The sequence below is a fragment of the Stieleria neptunia genome (assembly GCF_007754155.1).
GTDB lineage: Bacteria > Planctomycetota > Planctomycetia > Pirellulales > Pirellulaceae > Stieleria > Stieleria neptunia.
The window spans coordinates 4844500-4869134 of record NZ_CP037423.1 but is presented as its reverse complement, the minus strand read 5'-3'; the positions used below and the strand labels follow the sequence as shown (position 1 = coordinate 4869134).

Annotated in this window: 23 protein-coding genes; 13 read left to right on the top strand and 10 right to left on the bottom strand. The window is 60.0% G+C overall.

Going from position 1 to position 24635, the window contains the following annotated elements; translation table 11 throughout:
* Positions 1–299: 299 nt before the first annotated feature.
* The gene (locus Enr13x_RS16915) at positions 300–1337 is read left to right on the top strand and encodes a DUF1559 domain-containing protein (protein WP_145387984.1); all 1038 of its coding nucleotides are present in this window, start codon (positions 300–302) and stop codon (positions 1335–1337) included.
* Between the two features lie 163 nt (positions 1338–1500).
* On the opposite strand, the gene mtnA is transcribed toward Enr13x_RS16915, so the two are convergent.
* Entirely contained in the window at positions 1501–2550 is a 1050-nt protein-coding gene (gene mtnA / locus Enr13x_RS16910; RefSeq protein WP_145387982.1) for an S-methyl-5-thioribose-1-phosphate isomerase, read from the bottom strand.
* A 154-nt stretch (positions 2551–2704) separates the two neighbouring features.
* Here mtnA and Enr13x_RS16905 point away from each other — a divergent pair, with 154 nt between their 5' ends.
* Together Enr13x_RS16905 and Enr13x_RS16900 are read left to right on the top strand one after the other, a co-directional pair.
* Positions 2705–3976, top strand: coding sequence for a prepilin peptidase (locus Enr13x_RS16905; RefSeq protein ID WP_231744347.1), 1272 nt, complete (start codon positions 2705–2707; stop codon positions 3974–3976).
* Positions 3969–4754 carry a methionine-R-sulfoxide reductase gene (locus Enr13x_RS16900; protein WP_231744346.1) on the top strand — a complete coding sequence of 262 codons (786 nt, stop codon included), beginning with the start codon at positions 3969–3971 and terminating at the stop codon, positions 4752–4754. The genes Enr13x_RS16905 and Enr13x_RS16900 overlap by 8 nt, the downstream gene beginning before the upstream one ends.
* Positions 4755–5225: 471 nt before the next feature.
* On the opposite strand, the gene Enr13x_RS16895 is transcribed toward Enr13x_RS16900, so the two are convergent.
* Positions 5226–5441, bottom strand: a complete 216-nt coding sequence (locus Enr13x_RS16895) for a DUF1289 domain-containing protein (protein WP_145387981.1) — start codon at positions 5439–5441, stop codon at positions 5226–5228.
* Between the two features lie 237 nt (positions 5442–5678).
* On the opposite strand from Enr13x_RS16895, the gene Enr13x_RS16890 reads away from it, so the two are divergent.
* Positions 5679–6881 carry a potassium channel protein gene (locus tag Enr13x_RS16890; RefSeq protein WP_197456084.1) on the top strand — a complete coding sequence of 401 codons (1203 nt, stop codon included), beginning with the start codon at positions 5679–5681 and terminating at the stop codon, positions 6879–6881.
* Here Enr13x_RS16890 and Enr13x_RS16885 read toward each other — a convergent pair.
* Positions 6824–7258 carry a VanZ family protein gene (locus Enr13x_RS16885; protein ID WP_145387979.1) on the bottom strand — a complete coding sequence of 145 codons (435 nt, stop codon included), beginning with the start codon at positions 7256–7258 and terminating at the stop codon, positions 6824–6826. The two genes, Enr13x_RS16890 and Enr13x_RS16885, sit on opposite strands and share 58 nt — an antisense overlap.
* A 105-nt stretch (positions 7259–7363) precedes the next feature.
* Here Enr13x_RS16885 and Enr13x_RS16880 point away from each other — a divergent pair, with 105 nt between their 5' ends.
* From Enr13x_RS16880 to Enr13x_RS16870, 3 genes are all read left to right on the top strand, one after another.
* Positions 7364–8281, top strand: a complete 918-nt coding sequence (locus Enr13x_RS16880; protein ID WP_145387977.1) for a family 16 glycoside hydrolase — start codon at positions 7364–7366, stop codon at positions 8279–8281.
* 8 nt (positions 8282–8289) lie between these two features.
* Positions 8290–8766 carry a tRNA adenosine(34) deaminase TadA gene (tadA, locus tag Enr13x_RS16875; RefSeq protein WP_261344186.1) on the top strand — a complete coding sequence of 159 codons (477 nt, stop codon included), beginning with the start codon at positions 8290–8292 and terminating at the stop codon, positions 8764–8766.
* A 319-nt stretch (positions 8767–9085) separates the two neighbouring features.
* Entirely contained in the window at positions 9086–10207 is a 1122-nt protein-coding gene (locus Enr13x_RS16870) for a hypothetical protein (RefSeq protein WP_145387975.1), read from the top strand.
* Positions 10208–10315: 108 nt separating this feature from the next.
* Here Enr13x_RS16870 and Enr13x_RS16865 read toward each other — a convergent pair whose 3' ends face one another.
* From Enr13x_RS16865 to Enr13x_RS16850, 4 genes are all read right to left on the bottom strand, one after another.
* Positions 10316–10498: a hypothetical protein gene (locus Enr13x_RS16865; RefSeq protein ID WP_145387973.1), complete on the bottom strand. Its 183-nt coding sequence runs from the start codon at positions 10496–10498 to the stop codon at positions 10316–10318.
* A 187-nt stretch (positions 10499–10685) separates the two neighbouring features.
* Positions 10686–11372, bottom strand: coding sequence for a TIGR04283 family arsenosugar biosynthesis glycosyltransferase (locus Enr13x_RS16860; protein ID WP_145387971.1), 687 nt, complete (start codon positions 11370–11372; stop codon positions 10686–10688).
* Positions 11369–12511, bottom strand: coding sequence for an LptF/LptG family permease (locus tag Enr13x_RS16855; RefSeq protein ID WP_145387969.1), 1143 nt, complete (start codon positions 12509–12511; stop codon positions 11369–11371). The genes Enr13x_RS16860 and Enr13x_RS16855 overlap by 4 nt, the downstream gene beginning before the upstream one ends.
* A 179-nt stretch (positions 12512–12690) precedes the next feature.
* On the bottom strand, positions 12691–12894 hold the full coding sequence (locus tag Enr13x_RS16850) for a hypothetical protein (protein ID WP_145387967.1): 204 nt from the start codon (positions 12892–12894) through the stop codon (positions 12691–12693).
* A 284-nt stretch (positions 12895–13178) separates the two neighbouring features.
* Between Enr13x_RS16850 and Enr13x_RS16845 the strand changes: the two genes are divergently transcribed.
* Positions 13179–14291 carry an aminotransferase class V-fold PLP-dependent enzyme gene (locus Enr13x_RS16845; protein WP_145387966.1) on the top strand — a complete coding sequence of 371 codons (1113 nt, stop codon included), beginning with the start codon at positions 13179–13181 and terminating at the stop codon, positions 14289–14291.
* A gap of 82 nt (positions 14292–14373) precedes the next feature.
* Entirely contained in the window at positions 14374–14880 is a 507-nt protein-coding gene (gene coaD, locus Enr13x_RS16840; protein WP_145387964.1) for a pantetheine-phosphate adenylyltransferase, read from the top strand.
* Here coaD and Enr13x_RS16835 read toward each other — a convergent pair.
* The 3 genes from Enr13x_RS16835 to Enr13x_RS16825 all read right to left on the bottom strand — a co-directional run bounded on the left by Enr13x_RS16835 (position 14877) and on the right by Enr13x_RS16825 (position 17221).
* Positions 14877–15722 carry a sugar phosphate isomerase/epimerase family protein gene (locus Enr13x_RS16835; RefSeq protein WP_145387962.1) on the bottom strand — a complete coding sequence of 282 codons (846 nt, stop codon included), beginning with the start codon at positions 15720–15722 and terminating at the stop codon, positions 14877–14879. The two genes, coaD and Enr13x_RS16835, sit on opposite strands and share 4 nt — an antisense overlap.
* 82 nt (positions 15723–15804) lie before the next feature.
* Positions 15805–16719 (bottom strand): sugar phosphate isomerase/epimerase family protein, encoded by a 915-nt coding sequence (locus Enr13x_RS16830; protein ID WP_145387960.1) that lies wholly within the window; start codon positions 16717–16719, stop codon positions 15805–15807.
* Between the two features lie 7 nt (positions 16720–16726).
* Positions 16727–17221 (bottom strand): hypothetical protein, encoded by a 495-nt coding sequence (locus tag Enr13x_RS16825; protein WP_145387958.1) that lies wholly within the window; start codon positions 17219–17221, stop codon positions 16727–16729.
* A 494-nt stretch (positions 17222–17715) separates the two neighbouring features.
* Between Enr13x_RS16825 and Enr13x_RS16820 the strand changes: the two genes are divergently transcribed.
* The 4 genes from Enr13x_RS16820 (at position 17716) to Enr13x_RS16805 (ending at position 24564) form a co-directional block, all read left to right on the top strand.
* Positions 17716–20001 carry an Hsp70 family protein gene (locus tag Enr13x_RS16820; RefSeq protein WP_145387957.1) on the top strand — a complete coding sequence of 762 codons (2286 nt, stop codon included), beginning with the start codon at positions 17716–17718 and terminating at the stop codon, positions 19999–20001.
* Between the two features lie 188 nt (positions 20002–20189).
* Positions 20190–21593, top strand: a complete 1404-nt coding sequence (locus tag Enr13x_RS16815) for a vWA domain-containing protein (protein ID WP_231744345.1) — start codon at positions 20190–20192, stop codon at positions 21591–21593.
* 589 nt (positions 21594–22182) lie between these two features.
* Positions 22183–23853 carry a sensor histidine kinase gene (locus Enr13x_RS16810; RefSeq protein ID WP_145387955.1) on the top strand — a complete coding sequence of 557 codons (1671 nt, stop codon included), beginning with the start codon at positions 22183–22185 and terminating at the stop codon, positions 23851–23853.
* Positions 23854–24564 carry a response regulator transcription factor gene (locus tag Enr13x_RS16805; protein ID WP_145387952.1) on the top strand — a complete coding sequence of 237 codons (711 nt, stop codon included), beginning with the start codon at positions 23854–23856 and terminating at the stop codon, positions 24562–24564.
* The last annotated feature ends 71 nt before the right edge of the window (positions 24565–24635 follow it).

Genomic DNA, 24635 nt, shown 5'->3' with positions numbered 1-24635 from the left:
ACTGCCCAGGCCGACCGAAAGTCCTTCGAGTGGTGCGGGGGGTTGGGACAGATTGAGGGGGCGAATTTTCCCGGAAACTTCGCTGACGGGGCTCTTCGAGCCGGAAAACGCCGCGATTCTCCGATCCAAATCTTTTTTCGCTGCACCTCTTGTAAAAAAGATTCGGCCTTCGCAGAATACTTGTCGAGAACAATTCTCATTAGCGTTAGGTCTGCATTCGATCCGACAGCCCCTCCAATCACCCGCACCACCGGACCGTCCCCGCCAGGGGCGGACCCGATCCGAGGAGATCCTCCATCATGCCTACCGAGTTCCGTTCCATGCCGACTGCGACGCCGCCGCGACGAAGCGCCTTCACCTTGGTCGAGTTGCTGGTCGTGATCGCGATCATCGGTATTTTGGTCGGGTTGTTGTTACCGGCCGTCCAAGCGGCTCGCGAAGCGGCGCGGCGGATGAGTTGCACCAACAACATGAAGCAGATGATTTTGGCGGTTCACAATTACGAATCGGCCACCAAGCGTCTGCCCCCGGCCTGGACCCGCCCGGCGATGACCGGCGACGGCTGGTCGACTCAAGCGAGGATTTTGCCGTACGTCGAAAACGTCGCGTTGGCGTCGGCGATCGATTTCAGTGCCGGTTACGGGGCAGCCCGGATCACGGTGGACGGCGAATCGATCAAGGTGTCCAGTTTTCGCGTGCCGGTTTACTTGTGCCCCAGCGACGTCAACGACTTTGAACGCAACGACGACGACGGCAATCCGTATCACTATCCGCTCAGCTACGGCTACAACGCCGGGCCCTGGTTTGTGCTGAATCCCAACACAAATGAAACCGGTCCCGGATCCTTTGTCGCCGGCCGTGTGTCGCGATTCCGCGATGTGTTGGATGGGCTCAGTAACACGCTCGGGTTCGGCGAAGTCAAAGCCAGAACGGCCTATTATCGTGACGTGGAAATCGACGGAACGATCCCGACGCCACGGGAGCCGGCGGAGATCTGCTCCTTGGGCGGCAGCTTGAAAACCGACACCGGCCACACCGAATGGGTCGACGGACGCGTGCACCAATCGGGATTCACCACGACGTTCTCGCCCAACCGCAAAGTGATCTGCGAGGTCAGCGGACGTGAGTTCGATGTCGATTTCACGAACATTCGCGAAGGCAAGGACACGACCGCGCTGACTCAGGCGGCCGTGACCAGCCGCAGTTACCACCAGGGCGGCGTGAACGTCACGATGATGGATGGCTCGGTGCGGTTCATCACCGATTCGATCAATCTGGAACTCTGGCGGAACCTCTCCACGCGAGCCGGCGGCGAATCCGTGACGGTGCCGGAATAGCGGGCGATGCTCGAGTGCTTCGTCAACTTTTATTCTTAGGGTACCGCGGAAAAGGGGTCAGGTACCAAAAATGCGAAGCACCCTGCGGGCCATTTGGTTTTTGGTACCTGACCCCTTTTCCGCTCGACAAACGCAGGCTCGAAAATTGAAAGCTGACAAAGCACTAGCTATTGAAATGTCTTGCGATCGCTTCGGCGGTCGGTTGATGGATCACGCCGCGCTGGGTGATGATCGCGGTGACCAGTTCGGCGGGGGTGACGTCGAAGGCCGGGTTGAGCACGTTGGCGGCGTCGGGAACGATGCCGACCCCGTGCGGGGCGGCGACTTCATCGCGGCCCCGCTGCTCGATCGGGATGTCGTCACCGGAGTCGAGTTCTAAATCGAACGTGTTGGTCGGGGCGGCGACGTAGAACGGTATGCCGTGATGTCGGGCCAACACGGCGACGGGATAGGTTCCGATCTTGTTGGCCACGTCGCCTCGTGCGGTGATCCGATCGGCGCCGACGATGACGGCTTGAATCACGCCTTGTCGCATCAAGGACCCCGACATCGAGTCGGTGATCACGGTGACGTCGACGCCGGCTTGGGAGAGTTCCCAAGCGGTCAGCCGTCCGCCTTGCAGCAGCGGACGCGTTTCGTCGGCGATGACTTTGGGGGCGTTTCCGGTTTGGTGCAAGTGATAGATCGGCGCCAGCGCCGTCCCCCAGGTCGACGTGGCCAGTCCGCCGGCGTTGCAGTGGGTCAGCACCGTGTCGATTTCGGACAGCAGCGGAGCCCCATTGCGTCCGATCGCGTGGCACATTTCGCGGTCTTCGTCGTGAATCCGTTTCGCTTCGGCGACCAACGCGTCGTTGAGTTTTTCCACGGGCGTGGATTCGACGACGTGGCGCATCCGGTCGAGGGCCCAGAACAGATTGACCGCGGTCGGGCGGCTGGTCGCCAAGTAGTCGATCGCGTCGATGTACCGAGATCGTTCGTCCGCTGGGGAATCATCGGACGATTCACTGGCGGCCGAATCACTGGCGGCCAGACAGACTCCGTAGGCGGCGGCGATGCCGATCGCGGGGGCACCGCGCACGACCAGGCGTTGGATCGCGTCGTGGGTTTGTCGGACGGTCGTGCAGACCAGCTCGGCCAGTTCCCCGGGCAGCTTGGTCTGGTCGATCAGGATCAGGCGATGGTCTTCGAAGCGGAGGGTTTCAGGGGCGGTCATGGAACGGACGAGAGGTAAGGAAGTGGTGACTGGGGTTCACTGCGGTTACTGGGGTTCACCCGGGGGCGGATCCGTTGAACAATGTAGACCATCGGTCCTCGGCGGCGAACACGTCGTGCCCCGGATCAACGGACACCACCACGAGACTGATTCTTTGATCGCATTTTGGATAACGCTACCGATCGAACTGCGATTGGTGTTGCTTGCCATGTCGGGGATCGCGATCGGTGTGCTTGCCAACTGGGCGATTTATCGATTGGCCTGGGACGCCCGTTTGATCGGGCCTTGGGTGCCGGCTGCTGAAACGGCTCCGCCCCGCAAGCCGTCGGACCGAATACCGATCATCGGTTGGTTCGGATTGCGTCGCGAAGCACCGATCCACGGCAGCGGATTTTGGATCCGGCCGATGTTGATCGAATTGTCGATGGCGATCGGGATCCCGCTGTATTACTGGTTCGTCACCCAGACGGGGATGTTGCTGCCGCCGGCGGATCGCGTGCCGGTGGTGATCGCCGGGGTTCAGCCTTGGATGACGATCGTCTTTGTGTCCCACCTGATCATGATTTCGTTGATGGTCGCGGCGACGTTTATCGATTTTGATGAGCAGACGATTCCCGACGAGATCACGATTCCGGGCACGTTGATCGCGTTGCTGGTGGCTTGCGTGACGGCGACCGAGTCCTTTCTGCCGGCGCTGGATTTGAACGGCGTGTTGGTTCCGATTGCGTTTTATTTGCCGGCGCCGGCGGAGGATCCGAAGTGGATCGGTCCGACGGGCTGGTGGACGGGCGTCGGGATTTGGACGATGTGGTGTTTTGCGTTGTCCAATCGCCGCGTGATACTGCGTCGCGGTCCGCTCAAAGCGTTCGAATACTTCTTTGCGTCGCTGGTCCGCAACAAGCCCTACAACCCCTGGAAAGCCCTGTTGGCGATGTGGTTGATCGGCGCGGTGGGCGTTCGAATCGTCTTCGGCATCGGGGGAGACGCCTGGATCGGGTTGCTGACGGCGTTGATCGGGTTGGGCGTCGGTGGCGGCGTGGTTTGGGCGATCCGGATCGTCGGAAGCCTGGCGATGCGTCGCGAAGCGATGGGGTTTGGCGACGTCACGCTGATGGCGATGATCGGCGCGTTCATCGGCTGGCAGGGCGCCGTGATGTCGTTCTTCCTGGCCCCGATTGCCGCGATCGCCATTGTTCTGGTCTATTTCATCATCACTCGCAACTCGGAAATCCCGTTCGGTCCGTACCTGTGTGCCGGAACGCTGCTGTCGGTTTTCGGGTGGGATCGACTGGTCAACGGGTGGTTCCTGGGCAATCTGGCGATCTTGGGGCCATTTATGCTTTGGCTGTTTGTGGCCCTGACGGGTATCATGGGAGTGATGCTTTACTTTTGGCGAGTCATGAAGGAGACGTTGTTCGGTGAATAAAAATATGAAGAATCGCGGTCGTTGCGACGGATCAACGGGCATGGCTGCGGCCGGCGGTGCCGGGCTGTTTGGTGCCGGGCTGTTGGTGTTTGTGTGTGGTTGCGTTGACACACCGTTAGCATCCCAACAAGTCGCCACCGAGCCATCCGAACCGGTGGTCTTGGTCGGTGAGTCGTCACCGGCGGAGTCCACGGTCGAGTCGTCAGACAAATCCGCGAACGAACCGTCGCCAGAAAAAGCGTCCAGCGAGAAAGCCCCCGAATCGGAAAAACAAGACGTGACAGAGCCAAACGATAAACCGGCGCCGAAGCAGAAGTTGGATTTCGTCGAGGAGTACAACGCGCTCGATCGAAATGCCGCCTACGTGATCTTGAACAAGGGCACCGAGCCGCCGGGACCGGGCGGTTACACGATGACGAAGGACCCCGGCACGTACATTTGTCGCCAGTGCAACGCCCAGCTGTACCGTAGCGCCGACAAGTTCGAAAGCCATTGCGGCTGGCCGAGTTTTGACGACGAAATCAAAGGCGCGGTGCGGCGCGAAACCGATGCCGATGGTTACCGAACCGAAATCTTGTGCGCCAATTGCGGCGGTCACCTCGGACACGTTTTTAAAGGCGAACGACTGACCGAAAAGAACACGCGGCACTGCGTCAATTCGATTTCGATGAAGTTCATCCCCGAAGGCAAAGAGCTGCCGCCTAAGCTGGTGATCAAGGCAGGGGCAGGGAAGCCGGGGGATGGGAAGCCGAAGGATGGGGAAAAGGCAGAAAAATAGGAGGCAGTAAAATCGGGGGCGGGGAAAAAGGGTTCTTCGTGGATTTTAGTGGCTAATCACTCAGGACCCAGGTTTTTTGAGGCATTGCTGCGATGTCCGAATGGGTGTTGGACGACAACCGCTCGGTTCAAACGCCCCTCCGGCGACGCGGGCCGGTGGAGGGCACGAAGCACCTTCGCCGCATCGCAGACCAGGTGATTCCTAGGCGGGTTGCTCCTCCGCAGAGCCCGTCTCCGCTACAGCTGGCTTCGCCATCAGACCGAACAGAACCATCGGACATCGCAGTCATCCCTCAAAAAACCTTCCCCGAGTAACCGAGAGCAGCCACTAAATTCGCGGAAGAACCGGAAAAAGTCAGACGAGAAAATGGGTGACAAGAATATTTTGTTGATCTGATTCCGGATTCTTCAGTCGTTGTTGCCGATTTTCTTGTCATCCATTTTCGTGTCTCCTGTCTCGGCCGCGCCTTCATTACTCCGTTCCGCTTTTTGAGGTGCGGCGTTCACGGCAGCGTCGATTGGTGGCTCGCTTTTGATCTTCGGTCATCAGGGACCAGCGGGCAATTTCATCCAGGGTGCGGAAACAGCCCAGACAGGTTTCCGATGCGTCGATCGCGCACAGGTCGACGCAGGGCGACTGGGAGGTGACCGGGGACGACGGATCGGGTGACTGGTTTTCAGCGTTCATGTGCAGAGTGTACCCCGTCGACCATCAAAATGCGGAGGGGCTGATGGTGACGATTTCCGTCGGTGGGCCCCGCGACGGGCGCCCCAGTCGTCTCCGTCTGCGGCCTAACGGGCAACACCACTCTTCCGATCCGTCTGCTAAAATCCTCTCATCGGGGGGCGGGTCTCGGGTTGCGGATTGACCCCCGATGGACCCCCGTTTGATCGTACGCGTCGTCCAAGCCATCAGGAGTTCGAGATGAAAAAGCGTTTCGACACCAAGGTGTGGTTGCGGTGGTTTGCCGGGCGAAACGAAGTGCTGATGTTCTCGCTGGCGATGATCTATTTGGTCTGTCTGGCGGTCTTGGTGGTGATCTGGGTCGATTTGCCGGGGCTGCAAGAACGTGCCGAGCAAGTGATCGACGCCGAGAGTTTGGAGGCGGCCGATATGGCGGTCGTGACGCCGTACGGATTGGAGGGCGCGGTGTTGCTGGTGATGCTGGGGATTTGGTGCGTTGTGGTCGGCGAAGCGATCGTGCACTGGGTGACCCGTCCATGGAATCGCCAGCACTTGCGACATCATCTGCACAGCGCGTTGTTTTGCATCTGTCCGGCGCTTCGCATGTGTGCCCGCAGCCCCGAGATGCATGGACGGATTTGGTTGCCCGGGTTGGGATGGCGGCGTGGCGGCCGCCGGTTGCAGCGCCAATTGGAACGTCACTTCAGCGTTCCGATGATGGTGATCGCGCTGCTGATCATGCCGATTTTGATCATCGAATTCTTCCTCAAGGATCAGGTCGCCGCCTACCGTTGGCTGCGGATTCTGCTGCACGGCGGGACGGGGGTGATCTGGTTCGCGTTCGCCGCCGAATTCATTTTGATGGTGTCGATCGCCGAAAAGAAGTTGGAGTATTGCAAAGAGCACTGGATCGATTTGGCGATCATCCTGCTGCCGCTGGTCTCGTTCTTGCGAACCTTGAGTTTGGCCAAGGCGACTCGTCTGGCCGATTTGATGCGGATTCAACAGCTGTCGAATCTGGCTCGCGCGTATCGTTTGCGGGGCACGGCGATCAAGGCGTTGCGGGTGTTGATCCTGTTCGACTTGACCGAACGCATCCTGCGTGTCAGTGATGAACGGCGAATTGAAAAGTTGGAAAAGCAGCTGGCCGAGATGGAGAAGCATTCCCGTTTGTTGCGTCAACGCATCGCCAAGTTGAAATTCAAATGCGCCGAGCAAGAGACACTGGAGCAAGAGGCACTGGAGCAAGAGGCACTGGAGCAAGAGGCGGACGGTTTGAAATCGATGTCCGCCGGGATGCCGATCGCCGAGCTGCCGGTTTGTACCCTCTGTAACGTCGCGTCACTGCAGCCCTGTCGTTGTTCTGCGGCTCACGACTCGCAGCTTCACGACTCGGTGGCTTCGGTGGACACCGGCGGCGACGAAAATCGACGGACGATTTGACGGGCGGCATTGTAAAGGCCGACGGCGGTCAGGATTCCCAGCACATCGGCCAGCGCATCGAGAACGTCGGGGTGCCGGCCCGGCGAGAACGCTTGCGTCAGTTCGTCGAGGCTGGCGTAGACGGTCAACACGATGATCACGCCCAGAAAACGCCGCGCCGACCGGCGGCGGTCGTTGCCGGGAGACTGGGTGACGTAGCAGCACAGGATCGCCAGGCCGAAGTAGCCGGAGAAGTGTTTCACCTTGTCGTTCAATTGGGGGCCGACATCGATCCCCGCCGGCCAGTGTGTTCCCAGAAAAAGTGCGATCCAATAGAGGGCCAGAGCGATGACGCCAAGGCGAAAGCCGAGTATGGTGATGCCGGTGATTGGACGCATTGGATTGGTCGGTTTGTCGGCCCGCCGAGGTGGGGCCGGATGTCGTCTGATCGAACAGAAACTGAATCGTGAAGCTTATTGATCTTTAGGCAAGAGGACACCAACGTGCAGCGTCTCCATCGAACCACCACCCGCAGCCGGATGCTGTTTGCCGCCCTGGTCGCTGCGGCGGTTGTAGCAACCGTGACGCCTGCCCGGCAAGCCACAGCTCAGCAAGCTCCAGCAGAGCATGCCCCAGCAGAGCAAGCTCCAGCAGAGCATGCCCCAGCCGCGCAAGCCGAAACGGCGGGTCAGGAATCTGACCAGGCTGTCGGCGGCGAGGTCTCCGAAAACTCCTCCGCAAAAGACTCTGCCGCACAAAACCCGACGGCGGCCGAAAACTCGGCGGACAAATCCGAAAAGACGCCCTGGATCTCGCTGACCGGCCACTGGAAAGCCTGTCAGTTCGGAGGGGAAGGCGACGTGATCATCAAAGACGATGTGATCAAGTTGGAACACGGCGACCCGTTGACCGGCGTGGTTTGGACGGGGCCGTTTGAGGGTGATGCGGCCAAGACCGGAGCGAACGAGCCGGCATCCGACAGCGCCCAGCCGCTGCCGCGCGACAACTATGAAGTTCGCTGGGAATGTCGACGCAATTCGGGCTATGACTTTCTGTGCGCCTTCACCGTTCCGGTGGCCGACCAATACATCAGCCTGGTGATGGGCGGATGGGGGGGCGGGATCACCGGGATCAGCAGCATCGACGGCCGCGACGCCAGCGACAACGAGACGACGATGTTCATGAGTTATGACGACAAAAAGTGGTACAGCGCCCGGCTGCGTGTGGAGACGACCAAAATCACGGTCTGGGTCGACGGCAAGGAATTGTTCAGCCACCCGCGCGCGGACCACGAGTTTGACATCCGTTTTGAGATGGATCCCTGCACGCCGATGGGGATTGCCAACTTTGAATGTGATTCGCAAATCCGCAACGTCCAATTGCGGCGGCTGCACGCTTCTGAAATCGCAGTGGCAAAGTAGGTTCGCCGGTGATTCCACAACAGCAGGTCGACGAGCACTTCATGGGCCGCGCCCTTGAGCTGGCCTATCAGGCCGTCGAACTCGACGAGGTGCCGGTCGGGGCGATCGTCATCCGTGACCACCAGATCATCGGTGCGGCGTCCAACCAGCGGCAAATGCTGAAGGATCCCACGGCGCATGCGGAGATGATTGCGATCACGCAAGCGGCCGCGGCGATCGGCGATTGGCGGTTGGAGAACACGACACTGTACGTGACCCTGGAACCGTGCCCGATGTGTGCCGGGGCGATCCTCCAGGCCCGGGTCCCCCGGGTGGTCTTTGGTGCCAGCGACGGCAAGGCCGGCGCGGTGACCAGCCTGTTTCAGCTGCTCAGCGACGATCGGCTGAATCATCAGGCCGAAGTCATCGCCGGTGTCCAGGCGGAGCGCTGCGGTCAAATCTTGACCGATTTTTTCGCTAGCAAACGAGCGATGGGGAAAAAGTGAGCCTGTGAAGGTGTACCGGTATTCAAGATTCTCGGACTTTTGCGACTTCTCGCGATAATCGGACTAAGCCCTGGCGTTCCACCTGTCCGATAAGACCGTCACGACCGAATCTTTGTGTCAAGAGACAAAAGAAAATCGGTCAATGCACCCCAACGCGGGCCGCGGATGGAATCTGCAGGCAGGTTCCGGCGGCCACTACGGACGACTTCTAATAGACGGTGGAACAGCGATGTCGGTACGGAAGCTGACGGCTAGAATTTTTGGATCCCTTGTACTGCTCTGTGGTATGGCTTCGGCCCAGGCTCAGGAGCACGTCCCCGTGGCGGATCCGCTTCAGTTCGATCCCGACTTCCGTTGGTTCGAGCCGATCTACGACATGGACTTGGCGGACATGAAGCCAAAGAAGCGAGCCAATACGGGTTGGTTCGCCACCTACGACCGCTTGAACCTGTACGGTTCGCGGCCTGAACTGGAAAACAATGCCCAGGGACTTGAGTCCGGACTGGACAGTGGCTGGGGCCACCGTTACGAGGTCGGGTTCATGTTGCCCGATGCCGACAAGGGCTGGTTATTCAGCTGGGTCGACAACGACGTCGGTCAGTTCTTCAGCGTCCGCAAGGAACGCGGCAATCGCTTCAACGAAGACGAGCTCGACGGCGAAGCGACCAACGCGGCACCCCCGTTCGGATTCGAAGCGATTCCCGGGATCAGCAACAATCGCGGATTCAATTATCGATTCGTCGATGAGAAGCGAAGCGAAAACGTGATCGATTTCGACAGCTACGAACTGAGCAAGACGTGGCGGTTGGAACCCTATCATTACGGTGGGATGCTGGAGCCGATGGTCGGATTCCGTTGGTTCCGAATCGAAGACACCAACGTCCGTCAGAACTTCATCAGTTCGAACGATCCGGATCAGATCGCAGACGGGCTCGCCGGACGTCCGAACTTGGTCACCACCTACGGTGCCGCGTCGGAGTTGATGACGACCGATCAGGCATTCACCGAGAACGAAGCGATCACCGGACAGATCGGATTCCGATACTTCAAGTTCTTTGATCGATTCACCTTCGCGACCGACTTCAAAGTCTTCTCGGGGGCGAACTTCCAAAGCAGCTACAACAACCGACACACCGAAGCGGTCGTGTACGACGGCACCGACACGATCGAAGAAGGCGACGAAATCTCTCGGATCCTGTATGAGGAAACCGACCGCGACTACACCCGCAACGAAGAGTTCTTCCTCGGGTTCGATGTCCGCGGCGAACTGGGCTACCAACTGTCCCGTGCGATCACGGTGCGAGCCGGGTTCCAGCTGATCGATGTTGCCCGCGGTCTGTGGCGGGGCGGTGACATCGACAATTCGATCCTGCGAGGCGGTGACAACGACCAAGACTACTTGATGGTCGGCGGCACCTTCGGGATCACGCTGAACCGCTAGGCGGGCTCAGCCATCGGTCTTACAAAATGAAAGCCGCGGCGGAATCATTCCGTCGCGGCTTTCTTTGTTTGATGCGGCATCGGTGGCCGCGATTTTTCGGAGAGGTGATCAAGCTTTCTCGGCCAACTCTCGCAATTCCTCTAACTCCTGGCTCAATCGGTGCCGCAACGGGCTCTCCGGCCGGAGTTCTTCGTCCAGGAGATCTTCTGCTTCATCAAAAACGTTTTCCCCACGTTGGGGGTCGCTAATCAACTTGCGGAACATCTCTTCAACGGTGGCTTCAGTAAGCAAAACGATAACCTCGAGGGGTCATCCGAGCGGCAAAACGTGATTGCGTGTTTGTCCCGATCAAACACTCACTGCGTCAATCGCGCGCCCTCAGACGGACAATCGATTCTAAATTCAGTGCAGCCGGCCGCAAGGTCCCGCGTCGGATTCGAACGAGAATTCGAGCTGGAAAGACCAAAAACGCCGCGAATCATCGATACCATTTTTCAAGATGGCTCTCGGACACCCCCAAGCAATGAGCGAGTTGAATGCCCCAGTTTCGAGCGGTCTGTCTCAAAACGCCGCGTTTTGTCCAGCGCCGCGCGTCGATGTGAACGAGGGCATCGACCAGCATCGGCCAAGAATGTCTGCGCAGTGCGCGCGACAGCAGAACGTCTTCCATCAACGCAACGGACGGGAATCCTCCCACGCGGTCATACAGCGTTCGGGTGACAAACACCGCTTGATCTCCAAATGGTACGCCGCGCCATCGGATGCGGATGGCATTGCCCCACTCCAGCAACCTGAACAGGACTCTGGGCTCCTCAATTCGCTGCTTGAATCCCCCCCAACACTGTTGTGGTTGGGCGGACGCATCAATGCGCTGGCACATCGCATACAAACAGCCGTCGCTCAATCGATTGTCGGCGTGCAGGAACAGCAGCACGCATCCCGTGGCGGCTTGGGCCCCGGCACCGAGTTGGTTGCCTCGGCCGCGTGCGGCGGTGACGACGGTCGCCCGTCGGGCCCGCGAAAGCTGGGGGGTTGAATCGCTGCTGCCGCCGTCGCAAACGATGACTTCGCCCGCATCGTTGTTCCAGGCCGATTCGATTGCCGCTTCGATCCGTGCGGCTTCATTGAGCGCCGGGATGATGACCGAAACCTGTTGCGGCGTCATACCGTTTCAACTTCGCGAAGTCTGACATAGGCGATCGGTCCGAGCACCAGAAAGGGCATCCACGCGGCGACCGCGGGTGAGAGCAGGTAGCCCCCGCCGCCCATCGCGCTGCCGGCGGTCTTGAGCGCGAAAAACAGCATCACCGTGCCGATGGCCGCGCCGATCATCATGAACAGGTTGCGGCCGCGACGATTGACCACCAATGGCAACCCGAGCAGGAACAGCGAAAAGTCCAGTGGCACCCTCATGATCCGCTCGTGCAACAGCACACGCGTCGCCATCGAGTTGTGAACCGCAGGATTGCGCAGGCGTTCCAGCAGCTGCAGGCTGCTGCACAGCCGGGTGGAGGACTGATCGGTCTGCAGGATTTCTGCATTGACCGGTGTGACCACAAAGCATTGCCCCGGCGCGAGCCAGGGTTGGTCGTGGGCCGTCATCAGAACCAGACGCCCGTCACGTCGCGCCGAAGCGATGGAGTCGATCGCCGGTGGGTTGAAGACGTCTTGCATCAAGTAGCCTTCATCGTGGTTTTCGTCGGCCGGCAACCAGCGCGCCGAGGCCGAGACGATGGCTTCACCAAAGCCCGCGTATTCGACATCGAGGCGAAAATTGGGCTGATGGATTTCTTTGCTGCGCGGGCGGATCGAGTGACCTTCGAGCAAGATCCCGCTGATCTTGTCATAGCTGGGCAAGATCGGCTGGGGGGCGTCGCCGGAGAGATCTTTGCTTTTCATCGACAACGCATCGCGCATCGTGGGCAACAGCAGTTCGCGGCTGGCCAGTTGAACCAACACGATGGCCAGGGCGGCGCAAACCATCGCGCGGAAAATCCGTCCGTGCGACACGCCGGCGGCCAGCGTCGCGGTCAATTCGCCGGTTCGGCGCAGCCATCCGACCACGAACAACAGCGACATCAAGGCGATGATCGCACCCGTCCAGTCGAACAGCAGCAGCATGTAGGGGCCGTAGTAATACCACATGACGCGGGAGATCCCGACGCCGCGTGATTCGGCCAGTTCCGCCAAGTCGTTCATGTTCTGGAAAGCATGGAAAACGACAAAGATTCCAGACAGCGAGGCGAAACAGACCAGAAACGTCCGGAAGAACAGCCCCAGAATGTAACGATCGATTTGCGTCACGGCGGATCGGACTCACAGAGATGGAAACGTTTTGCCTGCCACGCTGACCATACCGGCCGAATCCCTTGACGATTTTCCGCGACGCGAAAACGACGCGTTGAAAGAGCACCAGGGGGATCCTCAGCGATCGTGCAAGCATCCCACCGGGTCGGCGGCCGACGCAAGATCGAATCGAAACGCTATCGCTGTTCGCGATACGTCGACCAGCTCAAGTAGATCAGAACGCCGCCCAAGATCGCAAAGGTGAGGTCCATCATCAGACTCGCACCACCCAAAATCGCCAAGCTGGTTTGGCCAGACAGTAAGGCAACGGCGTCTAAAATGAACAGGCTGACGACCAAGATCGACGCGACAAGGCTAAAAAGACAGAGTGCCTTGGGCATCAATTGAACCTCGGAACGAATGTGAAATGAGGGAAGGGCCAGACGGAACGCTCGTATCGCGGCCGGGAAAGGGCCGCAGTATAGTTGCCCGAGTACATGTTTCCCAAGCCTACGTGATATCGCTAGTTTACCGAGAGCCACTCTGGCCCCGGATTGGGACAATTTTTCGGTAAATTCCGTTTAGAAGGGCGATTCGACGATCCAAAATCATGCCAAACACGTCCTCTCAGCCGATTTCTGACCCACAACTCCGTTCCGACCCATGGGGCTGGTGGCGAAAAAAAATGCCGATCACGGAAAATTGGGCCTATTTGGACCATGCCGCCGTCGGCCCGCTTTCGATGCCCGCCGCCGCAGCGCTGCGGAACTATGCCGACGAAGCCGAACGCCAGGGAGATACCGTTTGGCCCACTTGGGCGGGGCGGGTGGAATCGCTGCGTCAAGCGTTCGCCGAGCTGTTGCACACCGAGACGGACGAGGTCTGTTTTGTCCCCAACACCTCGGCGGGGATCAATCTGGTCGCCGAGGGGTTTCCCTGGCAGAGCGGCGATTCGGTCGTGATTCCCGAGGGCGAATTCCCCAGCAATCTGTACCCCTGGCAAAACCAGGCCTCCCGCGGCGTCGAGGTGCGGATCGTGCCGCGCCGCGATGGACGTGTCGAGCCGGATGACTTGTTTGACCACGTCGATGATTCGACGCGCATGATCTCTCTGTCATGGGTCGGGTATGCCAGCGGTTTTCGCGCCGATCTGGAATCGATCGTCCAGCGGGCGCACGCGGAGGGAGTCTTGGTGTTCCTCGATGCGATCCAGGGGCTGGGGGTGTTTGATCTGGATCTACAGAAGACCGACGTCGATTTTCTGGCCGCCGATGGTCACAAATGGTTGCTGGGTCCGGAAGGGTTTGGCGTGGCGGTGATTCGCAAGCGTCATCTGGACCGGCTGCGTTGCTGTAGCGTCGGTTGGAACAGTGTCCGCAACACATTCAATTATGCGGAACCGAAACTGGATCTGCGGCGAACGGCGGCACGGTTCGAGCCGGGGTCGGCCAACATGTCCGCCGCGGCCGCATTGGGAGCCAGCGTGGCGATGTTCAACGCGATTCGCCAGACACATGGACCCAACGCGATCGGCGACCGGGTGCTCGGTTTGGCGACCGAACTGGATGACCGGTTGCGCGCGGTCGGTCTGCCGACCCAGATGCCCGGCAAGCGTCAGCACCGTTCGGGGATTGTGACGTTTGGGGTGCCTGGGAAAGATCCCGCGGCGGTTCGCAACCGGGCGTTGGAGCAGGGCTGTGTCGTCAGTTGCCGCGGGGGCGGCATCCGGGCCGGCATTCATGCTTACAATGACAGCGCGGACCTGGAGCGCCTCGTCGACGTGGTTGCGTCGGCATAGTGCTTTCGCACCACTCGTCGGATCAAACGAGCGATCGAATCAAACGAGCGATCGAAACCTTTTCTACCCCCCCGAATCACGCATGAATGAAAACAACGAGCGGCGGATCGCTGTTTACACCGGATCCTTTGACCCGATCACGCTGGGGCACCTTCACATCATCCATCGAGCGAGTCGCTTGTTTGAAACGTTGGTCATTGGGATCGGGATCAACGCTGAAAAAGGGTCCCTGTTTTCGCCGGAGCAACGCCGCGAGTTGGTGCGGACGGTGACCAAGGACATCGAAAACGTCCGCGTCGAATTCTTTGACGGGCTGGCGGTCGATTTCGTCCGTTCGCTCGGGTCGCGACTGATGGTGCGTGGGATTCGCCCGATGACAGATATCGCCGGCGAATTCACGATGATGATGGCCAACCGGCAATTGGACGAAGACGTCGAAACCGTGTTCCTGATGGCTGACGAACGGTTCTCGCACGTCAGCAGTTCGCTTTTGAAACAGATCGCCAGCGTCAGTCGGGACGATGAGCAGTTGGCGAAGTTTGTCCCCCGCGAAATCATCGCGCCGTTGCGAGAGCAGATGGGGGCCTAACCCAGGATGTCGTCGCGGAGTCGGGTGAGCAGATCGATCGCGCCGCCGATTTCTTGTTTTTGTCGGACGGGATCCTCGGGGATTTCTCGTTCGATCGTCAGCGGGCCTTGGTAGCCGATTTCGTGCAGCGTTTCGAGATACTTGCGCATGTCGACATCGCCTTTTCCCAGCGGCACTTCGCAGCCCCAGGTTTCGCCCGGCTTGTCGCTCCACGTGGCGTCTTTGCAGTGGATGCTGCGGATGTGTTTGGCGAGCATGCGGAGCGCTTCGATCGGTTCGCCGGTGCCGTAGAGGATCATATTGGCCGGGTCGAAATTGATTTTCAGATTCTCGCAGCCGACCGCGGCGATGAATTCCAGCAAGCCTTCGGCGGTCTCTTGTCCGGTTTCCAAATGCAGGAATTGATCGTTGCCGGCGCAGTGTTGGCAAAGTTCCGCGGCGACCTTGACGATCTCGGCGTATTGCGGATCGGAGCTGTCGTGGGGAATGAAACCCAGGTGCAGCGCGACGGCGTCACAGCCGAGCCAGTTGGCGAAATCGGCGATGTCACGCATCTCGGCCAAGCGGCTTTCGCGAGTTTCTGCCGGCACCAAGCCGATCGTTTTGACGACCGTGGGGATGTCGGCATAGCTTTCGCCGTCGAATCCGCCGAACACCGCCGTGCAACGCACGTTCATTTGGTCCAGCTGTTGCTTGAGTTCTTCCGCCGTCGCCCGGTCACGCTTGGCGGGCTGCGGTGCGTGCAGTTGGATGGTGGGCAGTCCCAGTTCTTTGATGACGTCCCATTTGACGCCGAGTCCGGCGTCGAGCGAAGCGAACACACCGATGGGCCAAGATTCCATTTGTTTGATATCCGAAAGAGTGGTAAAGCGTGATTGAATGATTGAGATCACCGACGGCGATCGAGGCGTTGTCGGCGGAACGTCAGACGACGAAGTTGCGAAGAAAGTTGTATGACTGTTTCAACGCCCGCAAACAGTCCTCGTCGGATCCTGCGTAAGCGCGATCCTCGACTTCCACGCAAACCGGACCGTTGTAGCCGGTGTCGGTCAACGCGGCAAAGAACGGTCCCCAATCGACGTCGCCCATCCCCGGTAATTTCGGCGAGTGCCACTCGTTGGGGTTTGCCAGGACGCCGACGCGGTCCAGTCGTGCCCGATCGACGCGGACGTCCTTGGCATGGACGTGAAAGAGTTTATCGGCGAATTCGGCCAGCGGTGCAAGGTAATCGATGTGCTGAAACACCAGGTGCGAGGGATCGTAATTGAGCCCGAAATGGTCGCTGGGGATGTCGTCGAACATCCGCTGCCAGATGGCGGGCGAATGGGCCAGGTTTTTGCCCGCCGGCCACTCATCGTTGGTGAAAAACATCGGACAGTTCTCGATCCCGACTCGCACGTCGTGTTGTTCGGCCAGTTCGATGATCGGTTTCCACGTCTCCAGAAAACGTGGCCAATTGTCGTCAAGATTCTTGGTCCAATCGCGACCGATAAACGTGTTCATCGTGCCGATGCCCAATCGACGGGCCGCCAGGATCACCGCCCGAAGATGCTCGACCGCCAAGTCGGCTTCGTTGCGATCGGGGGACAGGGCGTTGGGGTAGTAACCCAACCCGCTGATCGTGACCCCGCTGTCTTGTTGCAGGGTCTGGATGGATTCGACGGTCGCGTCGTCGAGTGCGTGGACATCGATGTGGGTGATGCCTGCGTACCGCCGCGTCGCCTTGCCGCGCGGCCAGCACATCACTTCCACGCAGTCGTAGCCGATCTCCCCGGCGGTCTGAAAAACCTGCTGCAGATCCGCTTCGGGAAGAATCGCGGTGACGTAACCGAGTTGCATGGCTGATCTACTCGTCGAGTTGGGTGTCGGGGACGGTTTCGCCTTTCCCATTCCAGTTGGGGGCGCGATACCGGGTGGTGGGAGGACGCACGGTCGTCTTGTTCGTCAGCAACCGCAATTGGTCGCCCGAAAACAGCTTGGGGACCAGTTGTTCGCCGCGTCGCAGCCGGTACAAGATACAACCTTTGCGTTGGACGTAGTACATGCCCCAGACGGTCGCCACGAAACGCTCGCGCTCGAGCCCCACGCCTTTCGTTTCGACTTGATCGCCGATTTCAATCGCTTCGATGCGGATCGGCAACCACATCGCCGGTCGCAATCGAAACCGCAGCCGGCCATAGACGTAGTGGTAATAAACGCCATCGAACGAAACTCGCTTGAGCACCCGCGGGCTGGGGATCAATTGAGTCGCGATCGGTGTGTCGTCGGGGTGGATGAACCCTTGGCCATTTTCCGGCCATCTCAAGAAACATCCGTAATCGGGTAGCTGCGGCCATTGCATGGGCGGGCAAAACTTCACAACGCGGAAATGGACGTCGACGCGGGGGCAATAGTGTACAGGATGCGACAGTCTAACCGAATCGATCGCACCCGCCGCGCGGCCGCTTTTTCGGGTACGACGGCCCTTCCGGGCCGTCGCCGCCAGGACTCTCCCTATTGGGTACGACGGCCCTTCCGGGCCGTCGCCAGCAGCACTCTCCCTCGACGACCTGGAAAGGACGTCGTACGCCGTCGGCGGCAGGACTCTCCCCCCGACGACCTGGAAAGGACGTCGTACGCCGATCCGCAAACCGCATCACACTGAATCGGCAAACTCGTTGGTCTTGGTCGCGTTTCGCGTCCTTTTCCGGAAGCGAACCGCGGGAAGCCTCTCCTGCAGGAACGTAACGGCATCACGTCGGACAGACCGGGCGGGTACAATCTGATACCTTCGGCGTTCTCCTACGACAATCTTTTCTCTCTACTTCGTTCCGTTGGACGGACTCGTTTTTCTTTATGACTGACAGCAAGACGCAGCCACCGGTCGGAATCGACCTCGGCACAACCTTTTCGGCGGTCGCCTTCCTGGACGGTGAGGGTCGGCCCGAAACGATTCGCAATTCCGAGGGCGACCTGACCACGCCCAGCGCCGTGTTCTTCGATCAAAAACGCCCGATCGTGGGGATCGAAGCCGTCGAAGCCGGACTGCTCGAGCCCGATCGATTGGCCCAGTTTGCCAAACGGAACGTCGGCGAGCAGTATTATGAAAAAGCGATTCGCGGCAAACATCTGCCGGCGGAAGTCATTCAAGCCTTGGTGTTGCGAAAGCTAAAAACCGATGCGGAATTGAAACTCGGCCGAATCAGTGAAGCGGTGATCACGGTGCCGGCATTTTTCAACGAGCCCTGTCGGAAGGCGACCCAGGATGCGGGGCGACTGGCCGGACTGAAGGTGCTGGACATCATCAATGAGCCGACCGCCGCGGCGATCACCTATGGTGTCCAGCAAGGTTTTTTGGGTGCCGGAGTTGCCAACCAGCGGCGCGAGACCGTGTTAGTGTACGACCTCGGCGGCGGCACCTTTGACGTCACCGTGATGGAGATTGAAAAAGGAAATTTCAATACGATCGCGACCGCCGGCGACGTGTACCTCGGCGGTATTGATTGGGACAGCCGACTGGTCGACCTGATCGCCGAAGCGTTCCTCGCCGAACACGGACTCGATCCCCGGCAGGATCCCCAGGCCGAACAGGAGTTGCTGCGCAAGGCCAACCAAACCAAGCACGCGCTGACGCAACGCGAATCGGTCACCGTGGCGTTCGCCAACGACGGTCGGCGGCTGCGGACCGAGATCACGCAAAAGGAATTCTCCGAGCGCTGCGTGGATCTGGTCGAGCGGACGATCATGACCGTTCATCTGGTGCTCGACGACGCCGGCATCGATTGGCCCGATCTGACACGATTGATTTTGGTCGGCGGCTCGACGCGGATGCCGATGATCCGCGACGAACTGCAGCAGCTCAGCGGAATGGAACTCGATCGATCGCTTTCGCCCGACGAAGCGGTCAGCCACGGCGCGGCGTTGTATGCGGGCATGTTGTCCGCCGGCGCGAATGACAAGACCGGCATCTCCGTCAGCAACGTCAACTCGCACGATCTGGGCGTCTTGGCCCTCGATCCCAAATCGAACCAACCGCGACGCAAGATCATGATCCCACGCAACAGCAAGTTGCCGGCGCGGAAGATGGTGCGGTTTCGAACCCACGTCAACAATCAAGCCAACGTCAAAATCCAGATCGTCGAAGGCGGCGATAAACGCGGCATCAATGCGACCCCGATCGGCAAATGCGTCGTCGCCGACTTGCCCAAGGGCACGCCCAAGGGAACCAACGTCGAAGTGCGATTCGATTATCGCGCCGACGGCCGGCTGACCGTTCATGCGTCGCTGCCCGAAATCGATCGAAAAATCACCATGACCCTCAATCGGGCTGCCGGATTGTCGGGCGACGAACTCGCAGCCTGGACGCGTCGAATGGACGACGGACTCAGCGACGCCATGTTGGCCAGCCTGGCCGAGCACGGTGACGACGCTTCCGCCCTATTCTCGCCGGACGACTTGACCGGCGACGCCGCCGACGTTTTGCCCGATGAAAGTTCCATCGACAAATCCGCAGCTCCCGTGGCCGATCAAGTCCAAGGGTTCGCCGCCTTGCAGCACGCCGAACCGGAACCCGCGTCACCGGCAACGCCGGTGGTCGCTTCCACGGCCGCCGCGATTTTGGGTGTGTCTCAGCCGCCGAGTTCGCCCGCACCGGGCGAATCGGCCGACCGCCCAGATGCCGACCACCCAGACGGCGACCGCCCAGGCGCCGTGCGTGAATCCAGGCCCGTCTACGCCGCCCGCTCGGTCGGGTCAGGAAACGCCGCCTCCGCCAAGCACGCCTCGGGCGAACGAGCCGCGATCAAGATCGAGACCGACGACCGCGCCGCCGCTCCGAAGCTGTCGGTCGCCGACGCCCAGAATCTGGCGGTCGCGGCCGGATCGGCCAAGCCGACCGTTTCGGAAAAACCGAAATTGGATTTGGATCCCAAGGACGCGGCGCCGACGGTCAAAGCCGACGCCGACGATTTGGCCATGTTGGCGGCGTTGGGCGGCGAGGCAAAATCGCCCCGCAAGGGCGACGTGCCGTTGATCGTCACCGACGCGCCCACCGGCAAGGGGCGAGGAAAACCCGCGGCGGAATCGAAGGATCCGGCCAAGCCGCGCAAGGCCGGCGGCCTGTTCGGTCGCAAACGAAAGTGACGTGACATTTCTTTTACATTGTTTTGAGACGATCCAGACCATTAAATCGCTGAATCATCGTTTACTAGGATAGCTGCGGCGTGCCATTGGTTCTGAGCCGATGGCGTGGATCGGTGTGTCGGCGATTTCTGTGATCGCCCCCGGATGTGCAGCTGACGAGTGACCACCTGAACAAGGGAATCGAAACGATGTCTGCGACTCATTGGAAAAACGCGCCCGTCCTGCTGGCGATCGGGCTGGCGGTGGCGGCGATGCTCGGCAGCGGATCGAACACGTTGCGTGCCGAACAGTTGTCATTGGACGTCGGGGTGTCCAATCCGACGATGCTGGCCGGGGAAAAGCAGATCAATCACATCCGCATTTCCTTGACGGGGTTTGACGTTCCGCAGAACGAAAAACGTCCGCCGGTGAACACGGCGATTGTGATCGACCAAAGTGGGTCGATGGGCGGTCAAAAGATCGTTCAAGCCCGCGCGGCGGCGATCGCAGCGGTCCGCCGGTTGCGCGATGACGACATCGTGTCCATCGTGCTGTATTCCGATTCTGCGACCGTGCTGGTGCCGGCCACCAAAGCCACCGATCGCGAATCGATCATCCAAAAAATTCGCTCGGTCAACGCCGGCGGCAGCACCGCCCTGTTTGCCGGGGTCAGCAAAGGGGCCGCCGAAGTCCGCAAGTTCCTGGACAGTGATTCGGTCAATCGGGTGATCCTGCTCTCCGACGGCCAGGCCAACGTGGGGCCGAAGAGCCCGCGTGAGTTGGAACGATTGGGGGCGTCGCTGGTCAAAGAAGGGATCAGCGTCAGCACGCTCGGACTCGGACTCGGATACAACGAAGACCTGATGAGTCGGTTGGCGTCGGCCGGCAGCGGCAACCACATGTTTGTCGAACAAGCCGATGATTTGGTAGCCGTCTTTCAAAAGGAATTCAATGACTTGATGAGCGTGGTGGCCAGCGATTTCAAGATTCACGCGAAAATCGGCGAGGGCATTCGTCCCGTCCGCGTGCTCAACAACAAAGCGGACATCAGCGGACAAGACATCTACATTCCGCTGGCCCAACTGTACGCCCGCCAACAACGCTACTTTGTGATCGAAGTCGAAGTCGACGCCGGCGAAGCGGGCAGCAAACGGCCGCTCGCCTCGGTCACCGTCGAGTACCAGAACATGCTCAGCCAGACGACGGACACGTTGACCAGCAGCATCGAAATTCGGTTCAGCGACGACAAACAAGCGGTGGCCCGAGAATGCGATCACGAAACCGCGGCCTACTGCGCGATCCAACTGGCCAACGAAAAGAACGTCCAAGCCACCGCACTGCGTGACGCCGGACGCATCCAAGAGGCCAAGGAGCTGTTGCTGGGAAATAGCGTGCAGTTGCAAAAACTCGAAGACCTCTACGGCGCCCAGCTCGGGGAGGAACTGTCCAGGGAACTGAAACGCAACGCCAAGCTCAATCAGGATCAATCGGTGATCATCCAGAGTCCGGCAGAATGGAATTACTCGCGCAAAGCGATGCGTTACGAGCAAAGCAAGAACGCGGCGCAGCAACAGATGCGAGTGAAAAAAGCTCCCCCGGCGGACAAGAATTAGGTCCCACCGCGAAAGGTCATGTCGCGACTCGTTCCCAGGCTCCGCCTTACGCCGCGAACGATTTGTTAGCGGCAGGGCGCGAGCCCTCCGGTGTGTTGGCAATAGAGATCGTCCAGCTTAGGGCGAGCGCGAAACGCGACAAATCTGAATGATCTGCCGAATGGGTGAGAGGTGGTCGGCGGAGGGGTGTACGACGTCCTTTCTAGGTCGTCGTGCAGAGCCCCACGGGCGACGGCCCGGAAGGGCCATCGTACGTCAGAAAAGCGATCGCCTTAAGCTGGACGGTCTCAATAACAAAGAACCGGAGAGCTTGTGGCGGTCGATGGTGAGCCGCTGGCCGTAAGGCCTCGGGCGGGCGCCTGGATGCCCGGCCGCTGACGCGCCCGCGGCTCACTCAATCGACAGCGCGCTTGCGCCCTGCCGCTACAACCTCGTCAAACACAGGAAATATATCGTTCCCAGGCGGAGCCCGGGAACAAGTCTTAAGACCTCTGTGAAGGAGGGGAACGTCATAGCGCGACGCCGGGCGGTTTAAGGTCGGGAGCCCGACGATACAATGAACGGAATTCAGGAATAGGACCCTCCCCCCATGCCGCGTCGATTGTTCCTCGCACTGATCCTGCTAGTCGCGGCACCGATGGTGCTGTTGGGGTGGATGAGTGCCAACGCGGTCAAGGCCAGCCAGGTGGCGGCGAAAGAGAATCTGGCCGCGCTGCTTTCGTCCCAGCTGACCGATGCCGACCGCCGCATCGTTCAACTGTTCGATGCTTATGCGTTGCGTTTGGACGAACAGCTCGACGCTTCGTCCTCCGTGTTTGAAACGCTGGGACGGATGCGGCGTGAGGTCCCGATCGTTCGCCAGGGGATTGTCGTCGACCCCTCCGGAACCATGGTCTTTCCCAGACCCAGCGATTCGGTCGGCATCGATGCCACCGAGGTCGCCGCGGCGCTTCCCGGCCTGGTCGACGCGCGTCCGTTGCCGAACGTGAATTCGGATTCACAATCGTCCGGCGGGAAGGTCTCGTCCAAATCGACCACCGCCAAATCTTGGTCTACCGAATCGGCGTGGCAGCAATGGTACATGGCCGATGGCGCGCAAGTGGTTTATTGGCGAACCCGCGGTGACGGTTCCACCGTGGGCGTGTTGCTGGAACGGAGTCGTTGGATCGCGGATTTGATCGCCGCGTTGCCGGATCATCGCGGCCGGTCGGTTGCGCCATCGTCGTCGCGAATCACCGCGGCAGGGTCAAAGGTGGATCTTCCGGAACTGACGTCAACTCCGATCGGCAGCCTGACGTTGGTCGATGAGGCGAAGCGATTGGTCTATCGATGGGGCAAGGCGGAAGAGTTTTCGTTGCCTCCCCTGGTCACGTCGCCGTTGTCATCGCCGTTGGCCAGTTGGCAGTTCAGGTTGCACGTCGATCCATCACTGATGCCGTCGTCCAGTTCGATCCCCACGTATCTGTCGTCGGCGGGGCTGGCGCTGATCCTGCTGTCGGTCGGTTTTTATGTGCTGACGTCGGTGCAGCGGCAGGTCAACGAAGCCAAGAGCCGTGTCAATTTTGCCGGTCAGGTGTCGCACGAATTGCGCACGCCGTTGACCAACATCCGGCTTTACACGGAACTGGCCGAGTCCGATTTGCAGCGCGTCGCCAAGAGTGATGCGAGCGATTCGCTTGCCAAGCGGCTGGAGGTGATCGACCATGAAAGTCGGCGTTTGCAGCGTCTGGTCAGCGGCGTGTTGGAAATGATTCGCCCCAGCGGAAAACCGCTCGGGGTGCGCCGCGAGCCGACGGACATCGGTGAGCTGATTGCCGGGATCGCCGAGCAATTCACGCCCAGTTTTAAAGCGGCGGGGTTGACGTTGGAGACCGTGTGCCGGTGTCGCGATCAGGTTTCGATCGACGGCGACGTGGTCGAAATGGTCTTGGTGAATCTACTCAGCAATGTCGAAAAATACGTCCCCCGCGGCGGCCATTGTGTCATCGAGTGTGATCTGTTGGACGACCCCTCGGGGCCGACACGCACGTTGCGGGTGGTGGTCAGCGATGACGGACCGGGCATCGCAACGGCTGATCGGGAAAAAATCTTTCGTCCCTTCCAACGCGTCGATGATTCGATTCATGCCCCCAGCGGAACCGGCATCGGTCTGACCATCGCGCGCCGCGCCGCGGCACGTCACGGCGGCGCCTTGCTGTTGTCTTCGGCAGCTCCGCTTGGTGGAGCGACGTTTTCATTCACCCTGCCGATTGGTGATTAAATGACACATCACATCTTGATTGCCGAAGACGACCCGAACACCCGAGCCGCGTTGGCCGAAGTGCTGCGAAGCGAAGGGTACCTTGTCACCGAAGCCGCCGATGGACGGCATGCCAAGGACCTGTTCGATGCGTCGCCGCCCGACATCGCTTGCCTCGATGTGATGATGCCCGGGCTCAGCGGCTTTGACGTTTGCAAGTACTTTCGCCAACAGTCTCCGACGATGCCGATCTTGTTCATCACGGCCAAGGCGGAAGAGATCGACAAGGTGATCGGACTGGAACTCGGCGGTGACGACTACATCGTCAAACCCTTCGGGACCAAAGAAGTGATCGCGCGAATCCGCGCCGTCGCCCGTCGCAGTCTGGCCGAATCCACCGACGTTCGGGAGACCTTTTCCGACGCGCCCTTTTCAATGGGGGGACTGGAGGTGTGCCCAAAAGAACTTCGCGCCCGCCGGGGGGATGAAGCGATCTCGCTGACCCGCCGCGAAGTCTTGATCCTGCAAACCCTGTTCGCCCGGCCCGGCGAAGTCGTCAAGCGGGCCGACCTGTTCCGCTCCGCGTGGGAGGATGACCACGTTCCCAACAGCCGAACGATCGACCAGACGATCAGCCAGCTTCGAAAACGGATCGAGATCGATCCCAAACATCCCCAGATCGTCCAGACCGTCTACGGCGTCGGCTACCGCTACGAACCTACGGTGGGGTAAGCATCCTGCTTGCCTTCCCCGGAAGCGTCAGCTTCCGCGTTACTGTGGAGCCGCAAGCTGGAAGCTTACGC